This is a genomic window from Vibrio bivalvicida (genome assembly GCF_001399455.2).
Lineage (GTDB): Bacteria > Pseudomonadota > Gammaproteobacteria > Enterobacterales > Vibrionaceae > Vibrio > Vibrio bivalvicida.
In genome coordinates, this window is record NZ_LLEI02000090.1 from 42,934 (window position 1) to 63,177 (window position 20,244).

The window sequence follows — 20,244 nt, forward strand, 5'->3', positions numbered from 1 at the left end:
TCTTCTCGTTATTTCGTCAGTGCAACAATGGCTTCAGATACCACTTTATCTGCATCTAACTTAGCAGCCTTGCGAGCTTTATTTGCCATCGCTAATAGATTGCTACGATCTAATGCCTGAATTTCAGACACTAACTTATCGACCGTCAGCTCTGGCTGCTCAATCATTTTTGCTGCACCACATTCTACCAAGTGATCAGCATTTAAAGCTTGTTGTCGGTCTTTATGCATAAATGGAACAAAGATTGCGCCCACTCCTGCTGCTGAAACTTCGGAAACCGTTAATGCCCCCGAGCGACAAACCAGTAAATCAGCCCAGTCATATGCCTTGGCAACATCATCAATAAACTCGGTTACATCTGCATTTTGCACATTGTTGACTTGGTATGCCTGTGCAACTTCGTTATGGTTATTTTTGCCCGCTTGATGACGAATCTCATATTCACCACCTAGCTTGGCCATTACGTCAGGTAAGGTGCGATTAAGTATTTGTGCCCCTTGACTGCCTCCCATGACCAAAATACGCACTTTGCCATCACGCTCTGCCATACGTTGATCTGGCTCACTAATCGCAGCCACATCTTCCCTCACTGGGTTGCCAACAACCTCTGCTTTAGAAAATGCCCCTGGGAATGCTTGAAAAACTTTCTTGGCGATTTTGGATAGCCACTGATTGGTCAAACCTGCCACTGCATTTTGCTCATGCAGTACAACAGGGATGCCCAATAGCCACGCCGCAACACCACCCGGTCCACTAACGTAGCCGCCCATGCCAAGTACCGCATCTGGTTGCCAACGCTTCATATGCGCTTTGGCCTGTATAATCGCATTTAAGATCTGAAAGGGTGCTTTAAGTAAGCGGGCAATGCCTTGACCTCGTAGACCTTTTACCTTGATAAAATCGATCTCTATTCCGTGTTTGGGAACCAGATCAGCCTCCATACGATCCGCAGTACCTAACCAGCGAATCTCCCAGCCTTGGGATTGGAGTTGTTTGGCAACCGCGAGACCAGGAAATACGTGACCACCTGTACCACCGGCCATCACCATTAGTCGTTTATTCTTTTTCATCGCTATCTATAATTTGTTGTATTTCTGCACTGGATAAGCGGCATTCATGGTCAATGCGCAATAGTATCGACACCGCTACCGCCATAATAATCAAACTTGAACCACCATAACTGATCAAAGGTAAGGTTAAGCCTTTGGTCGGCACCATTCCTGCGGCGGCCCCCACATTGACTAACGTTTGAAATGCGAACCAGATTCCAATGCCGAACGCTAGGTAACCGCCAAACAACTGGTTGCTATCGAATGCTTTACGGCCAATAAAAATCGCTTTAAGAACCAAGCTAAAAATCAGTATCAGAACTAAAACAACACCGACATAGCCTAATTCTTCAGCAAGAACAGCAAAAACAAAATCGGTATGTGCTTCAGGTAGGTACTCTAATTTTTGAATTGAGTTACCAAGTCCTTGACCAAACCACTCACCGCGCCCAAATGCCATTAAAGACTGAGTCAACTGATAACCACTGCCGAAAGGATCTTCCCAAGGGTCTAGGAATGAAGTTACACGGCGCATTCGGTAGGGTTCGATATAAATCAATGTTGCAACAGAGAGCAAACCGACCACCATTAGTGCCAAAAACTGAGTCAGCTTGGCCCCAGCAATAAACAGCATACCAAATAGGGTCACCAGCATCACGACTACAGTACCTAAGTCTGGCTGCAACAGCAGTAAACTGGCTAAGGTGGCAAAGACAATAATAGGTTTGATAAAACCACCGAAGAAGCTCGACCTGACTTCTTCATTTTTGCGCACAAGATAACCTGACATAAATATAAACAGCGATAACTTAGCCACCTCTGCAGGCTGTAAGTTAAACAGCCCGAGCGGAATCCAACGCGATGCACCATTGACCGATTTCCCGGCGACGAGTACAACAAATAGTAAGAATATCGACAGTAACAACAGCCAAGTACTGAACTGCGCCCACCGCTTAGTTGGCACTTGTAATATCACTGCCGAAGTAGAAAGCGCTAATACGAGGAAGATGGCATGGCGAAACATAAAGTGGAATGGCTGATCCGTCAGGCGTGAGCTGATTGGGAACGAGGCAGATGTTACCATCACCAAGCCTGTTAGCATTAGACCCAGTGAAATCCATACTAATTGACGATCATACAAAACCTCAGGTGATGCGGTGGTCACCCAACGTTTAATACTGCCAAAAACGTTTCGAATTTGCATATTTCTCGGTTTATTTAAGCGTAGGCTTTTGCAAGCTCAGTAAATGCGTCGCCACGGGCCATAAAATTATTGAACTGATCAAAACTCGCACAAGCTGGTGACAATAGCACCATATCACCACAAGAGACTTGAGTGGCAAGCCATTGGATGATTCCGTGCATAGTGTCAAAACGTTTCGCACTGCTATGTAGTGGCATAAATTGTTCGCCATCCTCTCCAAAGCAGCACAGCTGAACATTGAGCGATTCCAAAACTGGAGCAAGCTCAGAGAAGTCAGCACCTTTACCGACCCCACCAACAAGCAAGTAAAGCTTTCCGTCAAGCTCTAGTCCTGCAAGCGCCGCTATGGTGCTAGCAACGTTGGTTGCTTTCGAGTCATTGACCCACTTGACCCCTTGATTATCTGCAACCACTTGGCACCTGTGTGTCAAACCGCTGTAAGACTTAAGTACGGAGAGTCCTTTGGTGACATCCACCTCCGCTTCCGTCAACAGGGCTAATACCACTAAAGCATTGGCTACATTATGACGACCTACTAACGATAACTCACCACTGGCACAAATCGGCACACCATCAATTGCAAGATACTCAGTATCATCTTGAACAATGACAGAATAGCGAGTCTTCTGTTTGAGGCTAAACTCGGCCAAATTAGCCGCATGAACAGGATAGGTTTCGCGGTCATCTGCATTAACAATACAAGATTGAGCATGATCGAAAATACGCAGTTTTGCTTGTCGGTAATCTTCCATTCCTTGGTAACGGTCCATATGATCTTCAGAAAGATTGAGAAAGGCCGCTGCTTTCGGAGCTAATGACGAGGTAGTTTCAAGCTGAAAGCTCGACAGCTCTAACACATAGAGATCTGCCTGCTGCTGAAGTAGGTCTAATGCTGGAACACCAATATTTCCACCAACTCCCACTTTTAAGCCTGCTGCTTTAGCTACTTGACCTGTCCAGTCGGTAACTGTGCTCTTGCCATTAGAGCCTGTTATCGCAATGACAGGCTTATTGACTTGCCAAGCAAACAGTTCGATATCGCCCACTACAGGAATTTTAGCTTCAAGTACCTGTTGTATCTCTGGCAGGGCAAGGGCTATGCCAGGGTTTGTCACCACTAAATCTGCGGACATCAACCATTCTTGATTCCAACTCCCTGAGTGTAGCGCGACATCTTGAGGCAATTGGTCACTACCCGGAGGGTTATCGCGTGTGTCAATTACACGGATTTCAAGAGCCTTGGATAATTGTTGCAAGTGCTTAACGACAGAGAGCCCGGTGATACCGAGCCCTACAACCACCACATTCTCAATACCTTGCCAGCGGTCCATGGTCATGATGCTGATTTCCTTATCGAACTTTAAGAGTCGCTAAACCAATAAGAACGAGAACAATCGAGATGATCCAAAAACGCACAATTACTCGTGGTTCTGGCCAGCCTTTTAGCTCGTAGTGATGGTGGATTGGTGCCATACGGAAAATACGTTGACCACGTAGTTTGTATGAACCAACCTGAAGAATAACAGACAAGGTTTCCATAACAAAAACGCCACCCATGATGACCAGCACAAACTCTTGGCGAACTAATACTGCAATTGTGCCTAACGCACCACCGAGAGCCAGTGAACCGACATCACCCATAAACACTTGAGCCGGATAAGTATTAAACCATAAGAAGCCTAGCCCTGCTCCGACAATCGCGGTACAAACAACCACCAATTCAGACGCCTGAGGTATGTGCGGAATATGCAGGTAGTTAGCAAAATTAACGTTACCCGTCGCCCATGCAATCGCGGCAAAACCTGCAGAAACAAGTACTGTCGGCATAATGGCTAAGCCATCAAGACCATCGGTTAAGTTTACCGCGTTACTAGTACCAACGATAACAAAATAGGTAAGGACGATATACATCAGACCAAGCTGAGGCATTACCTCTTTAAAGAAAGGCACCACCAATTGAGTCGCTGCGGTATCGTTACCATATACATACAGTGCAAATGCGACCACTAAGGCAATCGCCGATTGCCAGAAATATTTCCAGCGTGCAATCAAACCATCGGTATTTTTACGAACCACCTTACGGTAATCATCGACAAACCCAATTGCTCCATAGCCAAGAAGAACGGCTAACACCGCCCAAACATATGGATTAGATAGATCGGTCCAAAGTAATACCGTGGTCACTATCGCCGTCAGAATCATGATGCCGCCCATTGTTGGCGTTCCACGTTTACTGAAATGAGACTCTGGGCCTTCATTACGGACAACCTGTCCAATCTGCAACAATTGCAAACGTCGGATCATAATCGGCCCCATCCACAGCGAGATGCCTAATGCGGTTAAAACGCTGACAATCGCACGAAACGATAGGTATTCGAATAATCGGAAGAATGAAAAATATGGCTGTAGCAGCTCGGCGAGCCAAATAATCATGTATACATCTCCTTGACAGCAGCAGCGATTTTACTCATTCCGGCACTGTTTGCCCCTTTGACTAACAGTGTTTGCGGTTGTTGATGCTGTTCAATCTGCTGTTTTATATAATCAATCATGCTTTGGTGATCTTCGAAGTGAATACCACCACACTCTTCGCTGATCGCTTTTGCGTCAGCACCAAAAGTGAGCACGTGTTCAAATTTGAATGGGGCAGCATGTTCCCCGACTTGACGGTGAAGTGCAAGACTTTCGTTACCTAACTCGGCCATATTGCCCAAAATTAGCCAACGTTCACCACTAAAACCAGACAAGAGATCAGCAGCCGCTTTCATAGCAGGTACACTCGCATTGTAACTGTCATCGATTAGCTTGATATTGGAACTAAGCTCGACCAGCTCAACACGACCTTTTACTTTGCCGAGTTGAGCCAAACCCGTTTTCACCATCTCAAGTGATGCGCCAAGCTCCAGTGCAAGCGCTGTTGCCGCTAAAGCATTGGAAACATTGTGCTGACCTATAATGCCGAGCTTGACATCGATACTGCCAAGCGGTGTTACAAGAGTAAATTGCGCTTCGCTAATCTCATTGAGTGAAATGTTCTGGGCAAAGTAGTCTGCTGAGGCATCATTGAGCGAGAAAGTCTTCACTGTTTTGTCTGCCAGCACCGCCTGCCAATTATCACCACCATTGCTGTCAAGGTTGACGATTGCTACCGCCCCCGCTTTTAAACCTTGGTATATCTCACCTTTGGCTTGCTTTACTCCATCTATAGATCCAAAACCCTCAAGGTGCGCAGCAGCCACGTTGTTGACCAGCGCGACATCAGGTTGAACAAGTTGCGTGGTATAAGAAATTTCACCAATATGGTTGGCGCCCATCTCGATCACGGCAAAATCGTCTTCAGGTGTTGAGCGCAGCAGAGTCAAAGGAACGCCAATATCATTGTTGAAGTTTCCAGCAGTAAAAAGAACGCGCCCTTCTTGTTCCATAATGCTGGCAACCATCTCTTTCACTGTGGTTTTGCCACAACTACCGGTAATCGCAACAGTCGGAGTAAGGCAGGTTTGATGAACCAAAGCGCCTAACTGACCTAACGCAATCTTAGTATCTTTAACCAACAGTTGAGGAACATCGGCTTCTACTGGGCGACTGACTAGCAAAGCGCCTGCGCCAGACTCAACAGATTGGGAAACAAAGTTGTGCGCATCAAAGCGCTCACCGATCAAAGCGACAAATAGTGCGCCTTTTTCAATTGCACGTGTATCAGTCGAGACCGAGCTGATCACTATATCGTTACCAATCAGTTCAGCATTTAGAGCTTCAGCAAGCTGACTTAACATCAGAGAAATCATAAGCCTTGCTCCAAAAGTTCAATGGCAGATTCACGATCCGAATAGTGTACCGTCCGATCAGCCATCACTTGGTAATCTTCATGCCCCTTACCAGCGAGAAGAATAATGTCTTCTGCTCGGCTGTTACCTAACGCGAATTGCAAAGCAGCGAAACGATTATGCTCTACAACGGCTAGGTTTGGTTGTTTCATTCCCGCAAGCATGTCCTGGACGATCGCGACTGGAGATTCACTACGTGGGTTATCATCGGTGAGAATAACTTTATCTGCCAGTTGTTCAGCGATACTCGCCATCATAGGACGTTTACCCTTATCACGGTCTCCACCGCAACCGAAGATAGTCCAAAGCTTGCCTTGGCAATGAACACGCAAGGCTTGAAGCGCTTTTTCAAGTGCATCTGGCGTGTGAGCATAATCGACCACAACTTTAGCCTTGCCCTGGGCAGAAAACAGCTCCATACGACCAAGAACCGGGGTTAGTGAACTTGCCGTTTCGATGAGTTTCTGTTTATCAATACCCAAGCATAGTAACGTCACCATAGCGAGCAATACGTTGTTGGCATTGAACTCACCGATTAACGGAACAGTAAAGCAACCAGCACCGAAAACACCATCAAAACTGAGCGTGATACCCGATTCAGAATAATTGACTTGCTTGGCCCACATCGCGCGCGGGTGATCACAAGGTTTTAGGCTAACAGCAATAGCGGAATCTAGGCGATCAAACCAATCTGCACCAACAGGATCATCAATATTGATCACCGCCTGTTTACAGATATGGTGGCTAAACAGAGAAAATTTCGCCTCGGCATACTCATCCATCGTACCGTGATAATCTAAGTGATCACGACTTAAGTTAGAGAACGCTCCAACTTCAAACTCCAGAGCTTTGACACGCCCTTGAACTAAACCATGGGAAGAAACTTCCAGCGCGGTATAGTCAGCCCCCTGCTGCTCTAATGAATGCAAGGTTTGCAGAATTTCAATCGCGCTACCTGTGGTATTTTTTGTAACTTGTAGATCGTTTAAAAAACCATTGCCTGTGGTGCCCATCACTGCTGCTTTGCGCTCGACAAGCTCAAGCCACTGAGCGATTAACTGAGTAATGGTTGTTTTACCATTCGTGCCCGTTACACCAATCAGCTTATTATGCTTTAAAGGGTAAAGTCGTTGCGCAAGATCGGAGAGATGACGACCTAAATCCACCAAGTAGATCACCGGTATCGCGCCAATAAGTTCAATCTTACCGTGCGGATGAACATCGCACGCTTGGGCGATGACCGCGTTTGCGCCTTGCTCGATAGCTGTGGGAATAAAGCGTCGCCCATCCACTGCGTGGCCCTTTACCGCGACAAAAGTTGTGCCTTTCGAAACATTCCGGCTATCCAGTTCAAGGTTCTGTATCACTACATTCGCTTTATCATGGCTAGAGATATCTAACCAAGGTGCAAGCAATAGCGCTAAGGTCAGCTCCTTCGACATAGTAAACTCACTTAATCTTGTTTAAATCTGTTTTCATCAGGTGCAACGTTGAGAATTTGCAACGTGCCCTTTAAAATTTCGGCAAACACAGGTCCTGCCACTGAACCGCCATAATAGTTATCCCCCTGCGGCTCATTAACCACCACCACAAGTGCGACTCTAGGATCACTAGCTGGTGCAACTCCAGCAGTATAGGCGAAGTACTCGTCACCATAGCCACCCGCAATCGCTTTACGTGAAGTGCCCGTTTTAGCAGCGACACGATAACCAGGTACCGCAGCCTTAGTCGCAGTGCCGCCTGGTTGGGTGACCGTCTCAAGCATATCCAACACTTTTTGCGCGTTGTCGTGACCTATGACCTGCTTTGATAAATCTTGCTGGTTGTTTTCGATAATATGGATCGGTTGATACTCACCTAAATTACCTAAAGTAGCATAAGCATGGGCAAGCTGAAGAGGAGTAATGGTGAGTCCATAACCAAATGAAAGTGTCGCTATTTCAAATTTCGACCAACGACGTCGATTAGGGAAAATACCTTGCGTTTCACCTACAAGGTTCAACCCAGACACTTCCCCGAAGCCAACTGAACTGTACATGCCTAGTAGGGCTTCAAGTGGCATATCTAGAGCAAGTGTCGCGACACCAATGTTACTCGATTTTTTCAATATGGTGGTTAAGTCAGCCTTGCCCACTTTCGATGTATCACGCACGCGACTACCGCCAATCTGCATAATACCGTTGCCAGTATCTATAATCGTATCATCGTCTGCGATACCATTTTCTAATGCAGCTAAAACAACAAAAGGCTTCACTGTTGAGCCAGGTTCAAAAGCATCGGTAATCACTCGATTACGCATTTTGGCTGATTGCAGATCGGCACGGTTATTTGGGTTATACGATGGCGCATTAACCATTGCCAATACCGCACCAGTTTTCACATCAAGGATAACCGCGGAACCAGAAGTAGCACGGTAATCTGCCACCGCCTGTTTGATCGCACGGTAAGCGATTGCCTGAATTCGCTGATCTATGGTCAGTTCTAATGGCTTACCTTCTTCTCGCTCTTCAAGAGAGATGTTTTCAACTACACGACCATAACGATCTTTACGGATAATACGCTTACCCGCTTCACCAGTGAGCCACTTATCGTAACTGCGCTCAACCCCTTCTAAGCCATGACCATCTATTCCTGTCACTCCCACTAAGTGAGCACTAACTTCTCCTGCTGGATAGTAACGCCTTGATTCAGCTTTCAGGCCAACACCAGATAGCTTTAACTCACGAATATAATGCGCCATCGCCGGGCTAACTTGACGTTGCAAATAGATAAATCGTTTGCTCTTATTCCGATTAATTTTGTCGATTAATCCTTGGCGTTTTAAACCAAGCACATCCGCAAGTGCGTGCCAACGATCTAATTCGACCAACCCACCTGCTTTAAAGATCGCTACTGGGTCTGCCCACACAGCCTCAACAGGCACACTCACGGCCAAAGGCTCACCATTTCGATCAGAAATAATGCCGCGTGCAGAGTGAAGGGTTTTCGCTCGAATGGAGCGTAAATCTCCCTGCTTAATTAGGTTGTCTGGCTCAACAATTTGGATGTATGCAATACGGCCTACAAGTGCAGCAAAAGCACAAAAGACAAAAAACAGCACTAAGTAGAAACGCCAACGAATCAAAGTCGCTGGCTTGTGTTCAGTTTTAGACTCTACAGGTTTAACTTTTTTGCTCATGGCAGGTTGATGATGACTTCTTTGTCTGAATCAGGGCGTTTCATCTCTAGATCTTTCTTAGCCACAGCTTGCACACGGCTATGCTCGGCCAATGCTGTTTCTTCGATAAGTAAGTTACGCCATTCATTGTCCAATCGTTCACGCTCAACAAGTGCCTGGTCTTTTTCGGTAATTGCCTGACGTGTGTGATGAGTAATAAAAACCACTCCCATCGCGCTACTAAAAATCAGTACCAGTAGAATTAGCGGTACTCGGCCAATACTTAAAAGGTCGAGTGCAATCACCTTGGCAAGATTTGGAGCAGACTTACTCATAGGGTTATAGTTTTTCTGCTAAGCGAAGCACAGAGCTGCGTGAGCGAGCATTTTCTTCGACTTCTTGTTTAGAAGGCTTGATCGCTTTACCAACAGGCTTAAGGTTGGCACTGCCTAGCGCTTTAATTTGATCTTCCGTCATTGGAATGCCATGAGGAACCTCTGGTCCTTTGCTCTCTTTACGAATAAAGCGCTTCACCATTCGGTCTTCTAAGGAGTGAAAGCTGATCACAGATAAACGGCCTTGAGGAGCCAAAATACTAGCAGCCCCTTTTAGCGCCGTGTCGATCTCTTCTAGTTCACTATTGATGTAAATACGAAACGCTTGGAAAGCACGCGTAGCTGGATGCTTTTTCTCTTTAAAACTCTTTGGCGCTGCCTCAGAGATCAATTTTGCCAGTTGGCCAGTGCGTGTTAGAGGTTCGTTATCTTCGTTTTCACGGTAAGCTACTATCGCTTTAGCGATACGACGGGCATGTTTATCCTCACCAAACTCTCGAATAACCCAAGTAATATCGTCTAGGTCTGCTTCCATTAGCCATTGAGAGACTGGAATACCTGACGTGGGGTCCATGCGCATATCAAGTGGGCCATCTTTCATAAAACTAAAGCCGCGTTCTGCATCATCCAACTGTGGAGAAGAGACTCCAAGATCGAGTAAAACACCGTCAACCTTACCGATAAGATCGTAGTCAGCGGCATATTCAGCCATGCCTGAAAAAGGTCCATGGATGATAGTAAAACGTGGGTCGTCAATTTTACTTGCCTCAGCGATAGCTTGAGGGTCACGGTCAATACTATATAGGCGACCATTTTCACCGAGCTTTGACAGAATTGTACGGCTGTGACCACCGCGACCGAATGTACCATCAATGTATATACCGTCGGGTTTAATCGCTAAACCCTCGATCGATTCATGAAGAAGTACAGATATGTGTTTAAAGGATTCGGTCATAATTATCTCATGTGGCTGACGCATTGACGAATTCAGACTCTCCAGTGTACTGATTTAATGGCTTATCGCCACCACTAGCGAGTGAGAACACGTGATTTTGCGCTAAGTTTAATGGTTCGAAAATAAATTTGGTCAATAAAAAGCAAAAAACCCATCATAACAAAGTTACGATGGGTCTCGAATAGGTGGAGCCGACACATAAGCCGGGTTCTGTTCCGCTTGCGCGGCGGTAGCCATTCGTCTAGGCCAGCAATCACTCACTGGCTCGAGCAACCTACCCGCCTCCTTACGCGAGCAACGCAATGTGGAGGCCTATTTGGTCTTGCTTCAGGTGGAGTTTACCCTGCTACGAACTATTACTAGCCGTCCGGTGCGCTCTTACCGCACCCTTTCACCCTTACCTGTTCCCTTACGGGCCATCGGCGGTCTTCTCTCTGCTGCACTTGTCGTGGGCTTGCGCCCCCCAGGCGTTACCTGGCACCTTGCTCTATGAAGCCCGGACTTTCCTCCCCTTTGTCAGTCTCCCGAAGGACGTCAACGTCAGTCTCCTAAAAGGACCTCAACGTCAGTCTCCCGAAGGACATCAACAAAGCAGCGACTACCCAGTCGACTCCGAGGGCGGATTGTATAGAGTTCAGAGAGAAGTGTCTAGCGAGATCACATAATTGCTGAAAATGAACGGTTAAGCGGTTAAGGAATAGTCAGAACGCTGCGCTATGGAGAGCATGTTCGGGCTTCACCCTGCGAGAATCTGAAACAGACTTCGTCCTTCGAGAGTTGAGAAGTAGATTTTAGAGCCAAGAATACATCTTCTCGATTCTCGACTCTAATTTCTCGATTGTTAGTCCAAATTCTCTAAACCCCACTTATAGAGTGCATTCTTTTTCAGGTTGTAGATTTCCGCCGCCATCGCTGCTGCTTTCTTTAATGGCAGCTCTTTGGTCAAAATAGTCACTGTACGCTTGACCTCTTCTGGAATAGAGTCATCTTCTGATGAGCGGTAGCCATGGATCAGCAGCGCCATTTCACCACGCTGCTGGTTAGAGTCCGACTTGACCCATTCAACCAGTTCACCTAGTGGCATACCCTGGATGGTTTCGAAGGTTTTAGTCAGCTCCCGAGCTAATACCACTTCTCTGTCTGGGCCCAAGATTTCAAGCATATCGTCAAGAGAGTCTAAGATGCGGTGCGGTGATTCATAAAACACACAAGTACGCTCAACTTTGGCAATTTCTAAGAATTTGTCTTTGCGCCCTTTACTCTTAGCTGGAAGGAACCCCTCGAAGCTAAAGCGATCAGATGGCAAACCTGACGCACTGAGTGCAGTAATAACCGCACAAGCGCCAGGAAGTGGGACAACTTTGACTCCCGCCTGACGACATTGCGTCACAAGATGGTAACCTGGATCACTAATTAATGGGGTACCAGCATCAGAAACTAACGCAATTGAGTGCCCAGCCAGTAATTTATCGACTAACACTTGCGCTTTTTGCTGTTCGTTATGATCATGAAGAGCAAAAGTTTTAGTTTGGATACTGAAGTGAGACAATAACTTACCAGTGTGGCGCGTATCTTCAGCAGCCACGAGGTCAACATTGGATAAAACTTCGATCGCTCGTTGAGTAATATCACCTAAATTGCCAATTGGCGTAGGCACGATATAGAGAGTTGGAACCTCAGTTGGTAAGGTTTTGTTATCTGTCATTTGTTTACCATCACTTCAACGATTAATATAGACACAATCTTATACGGAATTAAAAAGAACTCATGGCCATGAATAACCACAAGCGTCTAAGTGTAACACGCTTACTGACTCCTGTAGCACTTGCTGTCACATTGGCAGCGTGTTCTTCTGCTCCTAAGACGCCGCGAAGTGTCGATATTACCTTAGATCCCAACCAGTCAGTGCAAACTTACTTGATGCGAGCTGACAGCAGTCAAGGCAGCTTGCAAAATGATTGGTTGATCATGGCATTAAAAGCATCCATTGATACAGGTGACACGGCTCAGTCAGAGCTTCTTATCAAACGCCTAGCTCGTCAGTCACTAAATGAAATGCAGCAAGCTGAGTGGCAACTTGCACGAGCGGAACTGCTCATTTCTCGTGATAACCACGCAGAAGCACTGCAGATCCTAAACTTCAAACCGTCGTGGCAACTAGGTGAAGACCAGTGGCTTAACTATCACCAATTGCGCGCTTCCCTATTTACTAAGCAAGGTGACTTCTACAATGCGACTCGAGAACTCTCTTTAAGCAGCCGTTACCTAGCCGAAAGTGAACAAGCCTTTGTTGCACAGGGGATCTGGAACAACCTAAATCAGTACTCGGCGCAGCAATTAGAAACGTTGAAGCAGCAAGAAACTGATCCTGTGGTATCTGGTTGGCTAGAACTAACTGGCTTAACTAAGACTCTAGCAAGCAACCTTCCACAACTTAAAGCCGGGCTTGAACAATGGCTAACAGATAACTCAAATCACCCAGGGGCTATCTATACCCCACAATCGGTGACAGATATTCTCGCTCTAGAAATTACCAAGCCAGTCAATACCGCACTATTGCTGCCACTTTCTGGTAAATTTGCTAAACAGGCTCAGCTCATTCGTGATGGCTTTATTCTCGAAATGATGAACGATAGCGAGCGAGATGAAAGTGCCACGCTAACCGTCATCGATACCAATGCAGCTTCGCTAGAAGAGCTTGAATCGGTATTGGTCGAAAAGCAGATTGACTCTGTTGTCGGGCCACTGTTAAAAAGTAACATAGAGAAACTTCAGCAAGCTCAAGCTAACTTTGTAAATCCGCTGCCAACGCTGGCTCTAAACATCCCAGATGAGATCCAAGCTGGTAACAGCACTTGCTACTTAGCACTATCTCCAGAGCAAGAGGTGGCCCAAGCGGCAAAACATTTGGCACAGCAAGGTTACCAATACCCTCTGATACTTGCACCTCAAGGGCGTCTCGGCTCTCGAGTAGTTGAAGCATTTGACAAAGAATGGCAAAAACACAGCGATACCAAAGTTGCAATCAATCTGTTTGGCGACAAACGCCAGCTTCAACGCGATATTAACAAAGTATTCGGCCTACAAGGCAGCCAGCAACATATCGCGCAGATGGATTCGTTACTCGATATACCGTTAGAAAGCCAACCACGTAGCCGCCGTGATATTGATGCAGTTTACATTGTGGCAAACGGCTCTGAACTTACGCTCATCAAACCGTTTATTGAAGTCGCGATAAACCCAGATACAACGCCACCAAAACTATACTCGAATTCGCGAAGTAATAGTGGTCGCCAGCAATATGAAGATCTATCGGGCGTAATATACAGCGATATACCGCTACTAATTCAACCAGATGCGGCCTTAAAAGCCCAAATGGAACAATTGTGGCCCAAAGACTCTAATGCAGAAAAACGTCTGCAAGCTCTGGGGATGGACGCTTACCGCTTGATGGAACATCTGCCACAGATGAAAGTGGTCCACGACTATACCATTAGCGGCAGTACCGGAGTGCTAAGCATCAATGATGACTGTATAGTACAACGTGAGATTAGTTGGGCGGAGCATAGTGCTAATCAATAAACGAGCACAAGGGCAACATTATGAAGTTGCAGCTGAAAAGTATCTTATCAGTTGCGGCTTGTCGCCAATTGAGAGAAACTTCCTAGTTAAAGGAGGCGAACTCGACCTGATTATGAAAGATGGCGAGACGATTGTTTTCGTTGAAGTTCGCTATCGTAAAAGCCAAGCTTATGGGCATGCTGCGGAAACCGTCACTACGAGCAAAATGAGAAAGCTCATCAAAGCAGCAACACTGTGGCTGAGCAAGAATGGCTTATCTGTATATTCAACTGATTTCCGCTTTGACTTAGTGGCAATGCACCAACAAGGTCAACAAATCGAGTGGATCAAAAACGCAATTACTCAAGGATAATCGATGCTAGATAGCATTAAAGACAGCTTTACAGAAAGTATTCAAATTCAAATCGCGGCAGCCGAAGCGTTGCCAGACGCTATTACCCATGCCGCTCAAGCCATGGTAGCTAGCCTACTCAATGGCAACAAGATCCTTTGCTGCGGAAATGGAGGCTCTTCTTCAAACGCGCAACAGTTTGTTTCCTGTCTTTTAAATCGTTTTGAGACTGAGCGACCTAGTCTACCCGCCATGGCTCTTACCGCTGATAATACCACGCTAACTGCGGTGGCTAACGACTACCACTATGAAGAGATTTTCTCCAAACAAGTTCGCGCCTTTGGCCAAACTGGCGATATCCTACTTGCAATCTCAACCAGTGGTAACAGCAAAAACATCATCAAGGCGATGGAAGCCGCAGTAACGCGAGACATGACCATCATCGCACTGACTGGTAAGGACGGTGGCGAGATGGCAGGTTTACTTGGCGAAAATGACGTTGAGATCCGTATCCCCTCTCACAGAACGGCGCGAATTCATGAAGTTCACATGGTGACTATGCACTGCTTGTGCGATCTTATCGACCAAGTATTGTTTCCCGCTCACGAAGAGTAAGTTATGAAAATATTTAAAGGCTTATTGCTGTCCTTATTTGCCCTGAGCATGACAGGGTGTGCCGGCTTATTTGTTGCGGGTGCCGCAACCACCGCGAGTATTGTCATTGATCCCAGAACCACTCAAGAGATATGGGACGACAACAACATCGAGTTCGAGGTTGCAGGGATTGGTAACAAGACCCCGTTCAGAGGTAATGCACGCGTAACCGCAAGCTCATACAATGGAACGGTTGTTTTGATGGGCCAAGCGAATACCGAGCAGCTAAAACGTGAGATTGAGAGCCGAACCCGTGATATTAAAGGTGTGGAACACATCCATAACCAACTACGAATTAAACCACCCTTATCTGTTGGCGCAATCAGTCATGATAGTTGGATCACGACTAAGGTCAAATCAGCCTTGATTGCCAATTCAGAGTTGAGCGGTACAAAAATTAAAGTGATCACTGAAAATAAAGAAGTATTCTTACTCGGCTACGTTTCTGAGGAGCATGCAAAAATTGCAACTGATGTTGCGCGTAATGTTTCCGATGTAAAACAGGTAGTAAGGGCTTTCTACCAAGAGTAATCGTTAGTGATAATCTCTAAATACAAAAAGCAGCGCTAGGCGCTGCTTTTTATTATTTGACGACTCTCAGGCTTGGTCTGCCTTTAGGCCTAGGTGGTTCGTCTCCAGCAACGTCTGACTCAACGGTTTCTTGCTCCGTTTCTGTTGCTACTGATAGTGGCTGAAGGTCATCAATGACCTCATCAATACCTTGTTCTTCCTCATACTCAGCCATATAAGCCTCTTCAGGCTCAAACATGGTACCTGCGCCGTTTTCACGTGCGTAGATAGCCTGTACTGCATATAGAGGCACAATGATCGACTGAGGACGACCACTAAAGCGCGCATTAAACGTAATCGCTTCGTTACCTAACTCTAAATTACCCACTGCTCGTGGAGCAATATTAAGGATAATTTGGCCGTCTTGAACAAACTCCAGAGGCACTCGAACACCAGGTAGTTCTGCTGCCACAACCAAATGTGGAGTTAAATCGTTATCCACCAGCCAATCATAAAATGCACGAAGCATGTATGGTCGGCGAGGTGTCATGTTTGCAATATCCATCTTCTCGCCGATTAACGAGTTAGACGCATTTCACGTTCAGCTTCAGTTAGAGAAGCTAGGAATGAATCACGTTCAAATACGCGGTTCATGTAAACTTTCAGCTCTTTAGAACCAGGGCCTACAAGCTCAATACCAAGTTGAGGTAAACGCCATAACAACGGTGCTAAGTAGCAGTCAATTAGGCTGAACTCTTCACTCATAAAGTATTCGTACTCAGCAAATACTGGACCTAGAGTCAGAAGGTCGTTACGTAGTTTATTACGTGCAGCTTCTGCTTCTTCAGCGTTGCCTTTTACCACTTTCTCGGCAAGCGTGTACCAGTTTTTCTCAATACGGTAGATCATTAGACGGCTGTTACCACGAGCTACTGGGTAAACAGGCATCAATGGGGGATGAGGAAAACGCTCATCTAGGTATTCCATAATGATCTTTGAATCGTAAAGCGCTAGTTCACGGTCTACTAACGTTGGTACTGTCTTGTATGGATTAAGTTCAATAAGCTCCGTCGGTAGATTTGCTTCATCGACAAGTTCTACTTCAACACTTACACCTTTCTCTGCTAGAACAATACGTACCTGATGGCTATACATATCAGATGCACTTGAAAATAGAGTCATCACAGAACGTTTATTGGCAGCTACAGCCATGGAGCCCTCCAGCACACTTACAAATATAAAAACAATGGAGGCCAAGCCTCCATTGTTAAGTTCAAAAATTGGGAATTAGCACAGTATGATAGCACAATTAGTGCACATCACGCCAATACTCTTTCTTAAGTAACACAACCACGATAGTGAAGATCACTAGGAAGCCCATCACCCACCAGCCAAGAGCGTGACGCTCAAGTTTTACTGGGTCACCAGAGTATTCCAAGAAGTTGACCAAATCGCGAACAGCGTCATCATATTCTTCACTGTTCAGCTCACCTGTACCATCGGCCTCAACACCAACAACTTTTGTCACTTCTTTACCATCTACGACATGAGTTTCAAAAACTGGCTTAGGAATACCTTGCAGCTCTTCTAATACATGCGGCATGCCAACACTTGGGAATACAATGTTGTTCACACCAAACGGACGGCTTGGATCTTCGTAAAACGAACGTAGGTAGGTGTATAACCAATCCGTGCCACGAACACGAGCAACTAATGTTAGATCTGGTGGTGGAGCACCGAACCATTTCGCTGCAGACTTCTCAGGAATCGAATTTTCCATCAAGTCACCGACTTTAGCTTCAGGATCAAAGATTAAATTATCTTTCAACAGCTCAACCGGGATACCGATATCACGAGCAACACGCTCGTAGCGCTGATACTGGGCTGAGTGACAACCGAAACAGTAGTTCATAAACAGTTTCGCACCATTTTGCAGTGACGCTTGGTCACTCAGATCATTGTTCGCCTTATCAAGTGGTACGTTCGCGCCCGCTGCCATCGCCAATGAAGGCAGCATTGCAAATAAAATTACAATCCATTTTTTCATTTGAATGTCACCCTTTCTGGTAGTGGCTTAGTCGCTTCGTTCTTACTGTAGAAGTACAGCAGTACGAAGAACATGAAGTAAGCTACGCTAAAGATCTGAGCTAGTAGCGTGTATGTTGGTGTTGCGGGTAGCGCACCAAGAATACCTAACGCGATAAAGCTAATCGTAAACTGGATGATATTGAATAAATGGAACTTACTGCGGTAGCGGTAAGAACGTACACGACAACGGTCTAACCATGGTAGAACAAATAGAACCGCAATCGATGCCCCCATAGCGATGACACCTATAAGCTTGTCCGGAACCGCACGAAGAATCGCGTAGAACGGAGTAAAGTACCATACAGGAGCGATGTGCTCAGGTGTTTTCAATGGATTTGCAGCTTCAAAGTTAGGCGGCTCAAGGAAGTATCCGCCCATCTCCGGGTTAAAGAACAGCACGTAACAGAAGAAGAATAGGAAACCTGCAACACCTACCATATCTTTCACAGTCCCGTACGGGTGGAAAGGAATAGAGTCAATGATGTCGTACTTCTTAGTGTAATCCTTGTGGAATGGGAACTGAGTCTGGTAGTCGTCGCCCATTGTCCCTTTAGGAAGCTTAGTTTCGATACCATCTGGGTTATTTGAACCCACTTCGTGTAGTGCTAGTACGTGAAGAACGATCAGCAGCAGCAACACGATAGGAAGAGCAATGACGTGTAGTGCAAAGAAGCGGTTTAGCGTAGCACCAGAAATAACGTAGTCACCACGAATCCATAGCGTTAGGTCATCACCAATAACAGGAATCGCACCAAATAGGGAAATGATTACCTGAGCACCCCAGTAAGACATCTGTCCCCAAGGTAATAGGTAACCCATAAATGCTTCTGCCATCAACACTAAGAAGATAAGCATACCGAAGATCCACAGTAGCTCGCGAGGCTTCTGGTATGAACCGTAGATTAGGCCGCGGAACATATGTAGGTAAACAACAACGAAGAAGGCTGACGCACCTGTAGAGTGCATATAACGCAGCAACCAACCGTATTCAACATCACGCATGATGTATTCGATTGAGGCGAAGGCTCCGTCGCCAGATGGGACGTAGTTCATTGTTAACCAGATACCCGTCAGGATTTGGTTAACCAAGACAAGCATCGCTAGCGAGCCAAATAGATACCAGAAGTTAAAGTTCTTTGGCATCGGGTACTCAGAAAGGTGCTTCTTGTACGCATTCATTGCGGGTATGCGTTTTTCTACCCAATCAAGTAGAGCTTGCATTATGCCTCCCCTTCTTCGTCAACACCGATCATAATCTTGGTATCACTTAAGTATTGGTGTTTTGGAACAACTAGGTTTAATGGCGCTGGTACGCCTTGGAAAACACGGCCTGCCATGTCGAACTTAGAACCGTGACACGGACAGAAGAAACCTGATTTAACACCCTGAACTTGCTCATTAAAACTGTCAGGCAAATACGTTGGAGAACAACCAAGGTGTGTACAGATACCTACCGCAACAAAATACTCTGGCTTAATTGAGCGATAAGCATTCTGAGCATAAGTTGGTTGTTGTTCTTCTGCTGAAGATGGGTCGCGTAGCTGACCATCGATAGCTTTTAATCCTTCGACTACAGACTGTGCACGGCGGACAACCCATACAGGTTTACCACGCCATTCAACACGTACCATTTGCCCTTCTTCAAGTTTACCGATATCAACTTCAACAGGGGCACCTGCAGCTTTGGCTTTTTCACTTGGGTTCCAAGATTTAATAAAAGGAACGGCGACAGCAGCGGCTCCTAGACCACCCACAACAGCTGTTGTAGCGGTTAAGAAACGTCTGCGACCGTTATTTAAAGGCGCATTGCTCATCCAAACATTCTCCCATTTGCTCCTTGTGGATTTATTGTTATTCCGCTTAAAGAGCATGGCTAACAAAATACGAATTTAGTTGTATTTATTTGATGGCAAATGATAAATAAAACCCTACTTTTTGACAAGATAAAGCTACCTTTTTGTAACATTTGTGAAGCGAATCGCCTGTTAGGTCACAAAAGGAAGAGAAGTAATATAAATCAAATGATAAGTGACGCTAGGAAAGGAATTTTTTAACGAATAAAAACAAAAAAGCCTGGCAAGAAGCCAGGCTTTTGGTACCACATTCCAATGTAAACATTGGAAGCGAATCTTTTCGAAAAAAGATTAACGCTTAGAGAACTGTGGACGACGACGTGCTTTACGTAGACCAACTTTCTTACGTTCAACGCAACGAGCGTCACGAGTAACGTAACCCGCAGCACGTAGAGTAGGACGTAGAGACTCATCGTATTCCATTAGAGCGCGAGTGATACCGTGACGGATAGCACCTGCTTGACCAGAAATACCGCCACCTTTAACAGTAACGTATAGGTCTAGTTTCTCAGTTAGTTCAACTAGCTCTAGAGGCTGTTTAACAACCATGCGAGAAGTTGGACGACCGAAGTACTCATCAAGGCTACGCTTGTTGATTACGATGTTGCCGCTGCCTGGTTTAACAAAAACACGTGCAGCTGAGCTTTTGCGACGGCCAGTACCGTAGTATTGATTATCTGCCATTTTCGAAATCCCCGA

The 20,244-nt window shown here is 45.9% G+C and carries 20 protein-coding genes and 1 other RNA gene; 4 read left to right on the plus strand and 17 right to left on the minus strand.

What is annotated here, in order from left to right:
• Nucleotides 1–8 precede the first annotated feature (8 nt).
• The 11 genes from murG to rsmI all read right to left on the minus strand — a co-directional run bounded on the left by murG (nucleotide 9) and on the right by rsmI (nucleotide 12,232).
• The gene (gene murG, locus APB76_RS21000; RefSeq protein ID WP_054962015.1) at nucleotides 9–1,070 is read right to left on the minus strand and encodes an undecaprenyldiphospho-muramoylpentapeptide beta-N-acetylglucosaminyltransferase; all 1,062 of its coding nucleotides are present in this window, start codon (nucleotides 1,068–1,070) and stop codon (nucleotides 9–11) included.
• Nucleotides 1,057–2,253 (minus strand): cell division protein FtsW, encoded by a 1,197-nt coding sequence (ftsW, locus tag APB76_RS21005; RefSeq protein ID WP_054962016.1) that lies wholly within the window; start codon nucleotides 2,251–2,253, stop codon nucleotides 1,057–1,059. The genes murG and ftsW overlap by 14 nt, the downstream gene beginning before the upstream one ends.
• A 14-nt stretch (nucleotides 2,254–2,267) precedes the next feature.
• Complete coding sequence (gene murD, locus APB76_RS21010) at nucleotides 2,268–3,590, minus strand: UDP-N-acetylmuramoyl-L-alanine--D-glutamate ligase (protein WP_082880319.1); 1,323 nt, start codon at nucleotides 3,588–3,590, stop codon at nucleotides 2,268–2,270.
• 13 nt (nucleotides 3,591–3,603) lie between these two features.
• On the minus strand, nucleotides 3,604–4,686 hold the full coding sequence (gene mraY, locus APB76_RS21015; protein ID WP_049842884.1) for a phospho-N-acetylmuramoyl-pentapeptide-transferase: 1,083 nt from the start codon (nucleotides 4,684–4,686) through the stop codon (nucleotides 3,604–3,606).
• Nucleotides 4,683–6,041 (minus strand): UDP-N-acetylmuramoyl-tripeptide--D-alanyl-D-alanine ligase, encoded by a 1,359-nt coding sequence (gene murF, locus APB76_RS21020; RefSeq protein ID WP_054962017.1) that lies wholly within the window; start codon nucleotides 6,039–6,041, stop codon nucleotides 4,683–4,685. Before murF ends, mraY begins: the two co-directional genes overlap by 4 nt.
• Complete coding sequence (gene murE, locus APB76_RS21025) at nucleotides 6,038–7,522, minus strand: UDP-N-acetylmuramoyl-L-alanyl-D-glutamate--2,6-diaminopimelate ligase (RefSeq protein ID WP_054962018.1); 1,485 nt, start codon at nucleotides 7,520–7,522, stop codon at nucleotides 6,038–6,040. The genes murF and murE overlap by 4 nt, the downstream gene beginning before the upstream one ends.
• A gap of 11 nt (nucleotides 7,523–7,533) precedes the next feature.
• The gene (locus APB76_RS21030; protein WP_049842887.1) at nucleotides 7,534–9,258 is read right to left on the minus strand and encodes a penicillin-binding transpeptidase domain-containing protein; all 1,725 of its coding nucleotides are present in this window, start codon (nucleotides 9,256–9,258) and stop codon (nucleotides 7,534–7,536) included.
• Nucleotides 9,255–9,572, minus strand: coding sequence for a cell division protein FtsL (gene ftsL, locus APB76_RS21035; RefSeq protein WP_049842888.1), 318 nt, complete (start codon nucleotides 9,570–9,572; stop codon nucleotides 9,255–9,257). Before ftsL ends, APB76_RS21030 begins: the two co-directional genes overlap by 4 nt.
• 4 nt (nucleotides 9,573–9,576) lie before the next feature.
• Complete coding sequence (rsmH, locus tag APB76_RS21040) at nucleotides 9,577–10,527, minus strand: 16S rRNA (cytosine(1402)-N(4))-methyltransferase RsmH (RefSeq protein ID WP_049842889.1); 951 nt, start codon at nucleotides 10,525–10,527, stop codon at nucleotides 9,577–9,579.
• Between the two features lie 183 nt (nucleotides 10,528–10,710).
• Nucleotides 10,711–11,141, minus strand: an RNA gene (gene rnpB, locus APB76_RS21045) — RNase P RNA component class A.
• Between the two features lie 227 nt (nucleotides 11,142–11,368).
• A complete protein-coding gene (rsmI, locus tag APB76_RS21050) occupies nucleotides 11,369–12,232 on the minus strand; it encodes a 16S rRNA (cytidine(1402)-2'-O)-methyltransferase (protein ID WP_049842890.1) in 864 nt (287 codons plus the stop codon).
• Between the two features lie 62 nt (nucleotides 12,233–12,294).
• Between rsmI and APB76_RS21055 the strand changes: the two genes are divergently transcribed.
• The 4 genes from APB76_RS21055 to APB76_RS21070 are packed head-to-tail and all read left to right on the plus strand — an operon-like array spanning nucleotide 12,295 to nucleotide 15,625.
• Nucleotides 12,295–14,109, plus strand: a complete 1,815-nt coding sequence (locus APB76_RS21055) for a penicillin-binding protein activator (RefSeq protein ID WP_054962019.1) — start codon at nucleotides 12,295–12,297, stop codon at nucleotides 14,107–14,109.
• A complete protein-coding gene (locus tag APB76_RS21060) occupies nucleotides 14,096–14,461 on the plus strand; it encodes a YraN family protein (RefSeq protein ID WP_082880320.1) in 366 nt (121 codons plus the stop codon). The genes APB76_RS21055 and APB76_RS21060 overlap by 14 nt, the downstream gene beginning before the upstream one ends.
• Before the next feature lie 3 nt (nucleotides 14,462–14,464).
• Nucleotides 14,465–15,055: a phosphoheptose isomerase gene (locus APB76_RS21065; protein ID WP_049842892.1), complete on the plus strand. Its 591-nt coding sequence runs from the start codon at nucleotides 14,465–14,467 to the stop codon at nucleotides 15,053–15,055.
• 3 nt (nucleotides 15,056–15,058) lie between these two features.
• Nucleotides 15,059–15,625 carry a BON domain-containing protein gene (locus tag APB76_RS21070; RefSeq protein WP_054962020.1) on the plus strand — a complete coding sequence of 189 codons (567 nt, stop codon included), beginning with the start codon at nucleotides 15,059–15,061 and terminating at the stop codon, nucleotides 15,623–15,625.
• Between the two features lie 52 nt (nucleotides 15,626–15,677).
• Here the strand turns inward: APB76_RS21070 and sspB are convergent, their stop codons facing one another.
• The 6 genes from sspB to rpsI all read right to left on the minus strand — a co-directional run bounded on the left by sspB (nucleotide 15,678) and on the right by rpsI (nucleotide 20,229).
• Nucleotides 15,678–16,169, minus strand: coding sequence for a ClpXP protease specificity-enhancing factor (gene sspB / locus APB76_RS21075; RefSeq protein ID WP_049842894.1), 492 nt, complete (start codon nucleotides 16,167–16,169; stop codon nucleotides 15,678–15,680).
• 11 nt (nucleotides 16,170–16,180) lie between these two features.
• Nucleotides 16,181–16,816 carry a stringent starvation protein SspA gene (gene sspA / locus APB76_RS21080; RefSeq protein WP_049842895.1) on the minus strand — a complete coding sequence of 212 codons (636 nt, stop codon included), beginning with the start codon at nucleotides 16,814–16,816 and terminating at the stop codon, nucleotides 16,181–16,183.
• A gap of 97 nt (nucleotides 16,817–16,913) precedes the next feature.
• Nucleotides 16,914–17,651, minus strand: coding sequence for a cytochrome c1 (locus APB76_RS21085; protein ID WP_049842896.1), 738 nt, complete (start codon nucleotides 17,649–17,651; stop codon nucleotides 16,914–16,916).
• Entirely contained in the window at nucleotides 17,648–18,913 is a 1,266-nt protein-coding gene (locus APB76_RS21090; RefSeq protein WP_049842897.1) for a cytochrome b, read from the minus strand. The genes APB76_RS21085 and APB76_RS21090 overlap by 4 nt, the downstream gene beginning before the upstream one ends.
• Entirely contained in the window at nucleotides 18,913–19,506 is a 594-nt protein-coding gene (gene petA / locus APB76_RS21095) for a ubiquinol-cytochrome c reductase iron-sulfur subunit (protein WP_049842898.1), read from the minus strand. The genes APB76_RS21090 and petA overlap by 1 nt, the downstream gene beginning before the upstream one ends.
• Nucleotides 19,507–19,836: 330 nt before the next feature.
• Nucleotides 19,837–20,229: a 30S ribosomal protein S9 gene (gene rpsI / locus APB76_RS21100; RefSeq protein ID WP_004415472.1), complete on the minus strand. Its 393-nt coding sequence runs from the start codon at nucleotides 20,227–20,229 to the stop codon at nucleotides 19,837–19,839.
• Nucleotides 20,230–20,244 lie beyond the last annotated feature (15 nt).

What these genes read in the sequence shown, in the direction of transcription:
- murG (WP_054962015.1), bottom strand. Translation starts at nt 1,070, where the DNA reads ATGAAAAAGAATAAACGACTAATGGTGATGGCCGGTGGTACAGGTGGT.
- ftsW (WP_054962016.1), bottom strand. Translation starts at nt 2,253, where the DNA reads ATGCAAATTCGAAACGTTTTTGGCAGTATTAAACGTTGGGTGACCACC.
- murD (WP_082880319.1), bottom strand. Translation starts at nt 3,590, where the DNA reads ATGACCATGGACCGCTGGCAAGGTATTGAGAATGTGGTGGTTGTAGGG.
- mraY (WP_049842884.1), bottom strand. Translation starts at nt 4,686, where the DNA reads ATGATTATTTGGCTCGCCGAGCTGCTACAGCCATATTTTTCATTCTTC.
- murF (WP_054962017.1), bottom strand. Translation starts at nt 6,041, where the DNA reads ATGATTTCTCTGATGTTAAGTCAGCTTGCTGAAGCTCTAAATGCTGAA.
- murE (WP_054962018.1), bottom strand. Translation starts at nt 7,522, where the DNA reads ATGTCGAAGGAGCTGACCTTAGCGCTATTGCTTGCACCTTGGTTAGAT.
- APB76_RS21030 (WP_049842887.1), bottom strand. Translation starts at nt 9,258, where the DNA reads ATGAGCAAAAAAGTTAAACCTGTAGAGTCTAAAACTGAACACAAGCCA.
- ftsL (WP_049842888.1), bottom strand. Translation starts at nt 9,572, where the DNA reads ATGAGTAAGTCTGCTCCAAATCTTGCCAAGGTGATTGCACTCGACCTT.
- rsmH (WP_049842889.1), bottom strand. Translation starts at nt 10,527, where the DNA reads ATGACCGAATCCTTTAAACACATATCTGTACTTCTTCATGAATCGATC.
- rsmI (WP_049842890.1), bottom strand. Translation starts at nt 12,232, where the DNA reads ATGACAGATAACAAAACCTTACCAACTGAGGTTCCAACTCTCTATATC.
- APB76_RS21055 (WP_054962019.1), top strand. Translation starts at nt 12,295, where the DNA reads ATGGCCATGAATAACCACAAGCGTCTAAGTGTAACACGCTTACTGACT.
- APB76_RS21065 (WP_049842892.1), top strand. Translation starts at nt 14,465, where the DNA reads ATGCTAGATAGCATTAAAGACAGCTTTACAGAAAGTATTCAAATTCAA.
- APB76_RS21070 (WP_054962020.1), top strand. Translation starts at nt 15,059, where the DNA reads ATGAAAATATTTAAAGGCTTATTGCTGTCCTTATTTGCCCTGAGCATG.
- sspB (WP_049842894.1), bottom strand. Translation starts at nt 16,169, where the DNA reads ATGGATATTGCAAACATGACACCTCGCCGACCATACATGCTTCGTGCA.
- sspA (WP_049842895.1), bottom strand. Translation starts at nt 16,816, where the DNA reads ATGGCTGTAGCTGCCAATAAACGTTCTGTGATGACTCTATTTTCAAGT.
- APB76_RS21085 (WP_049842896.1), bottom strand. Translation starts at nt 17,651, where the DNA reads ATGAAAAAATGGATTGTAATTTTATTTGCAATGCTGCCTTCATTGGCG.
- APB76_RS21090 (WP_049842897.1), bottom strand. Translation starts at nt 18,913, where the DNA reads ATGCAAGCTCTACTTGATTGGGTAGAAAAACGCATACCCGCAATGAAT.
- petA (WP_049842898.1), bottom strand. Translation starts at nt 19,506, where the DNA reads ATGAGCAATGCGCCTTTAAATAACGGTCGCAGACGTTTCTTAACCGCT.
- rpsI (WP_004415472.1), bottom strand. Translation starts at nt 20,229, where the DNA reads ATGGCAGATAATCAATACTACGGTACTGGCCGTCGCAAAAGCTCAGCT.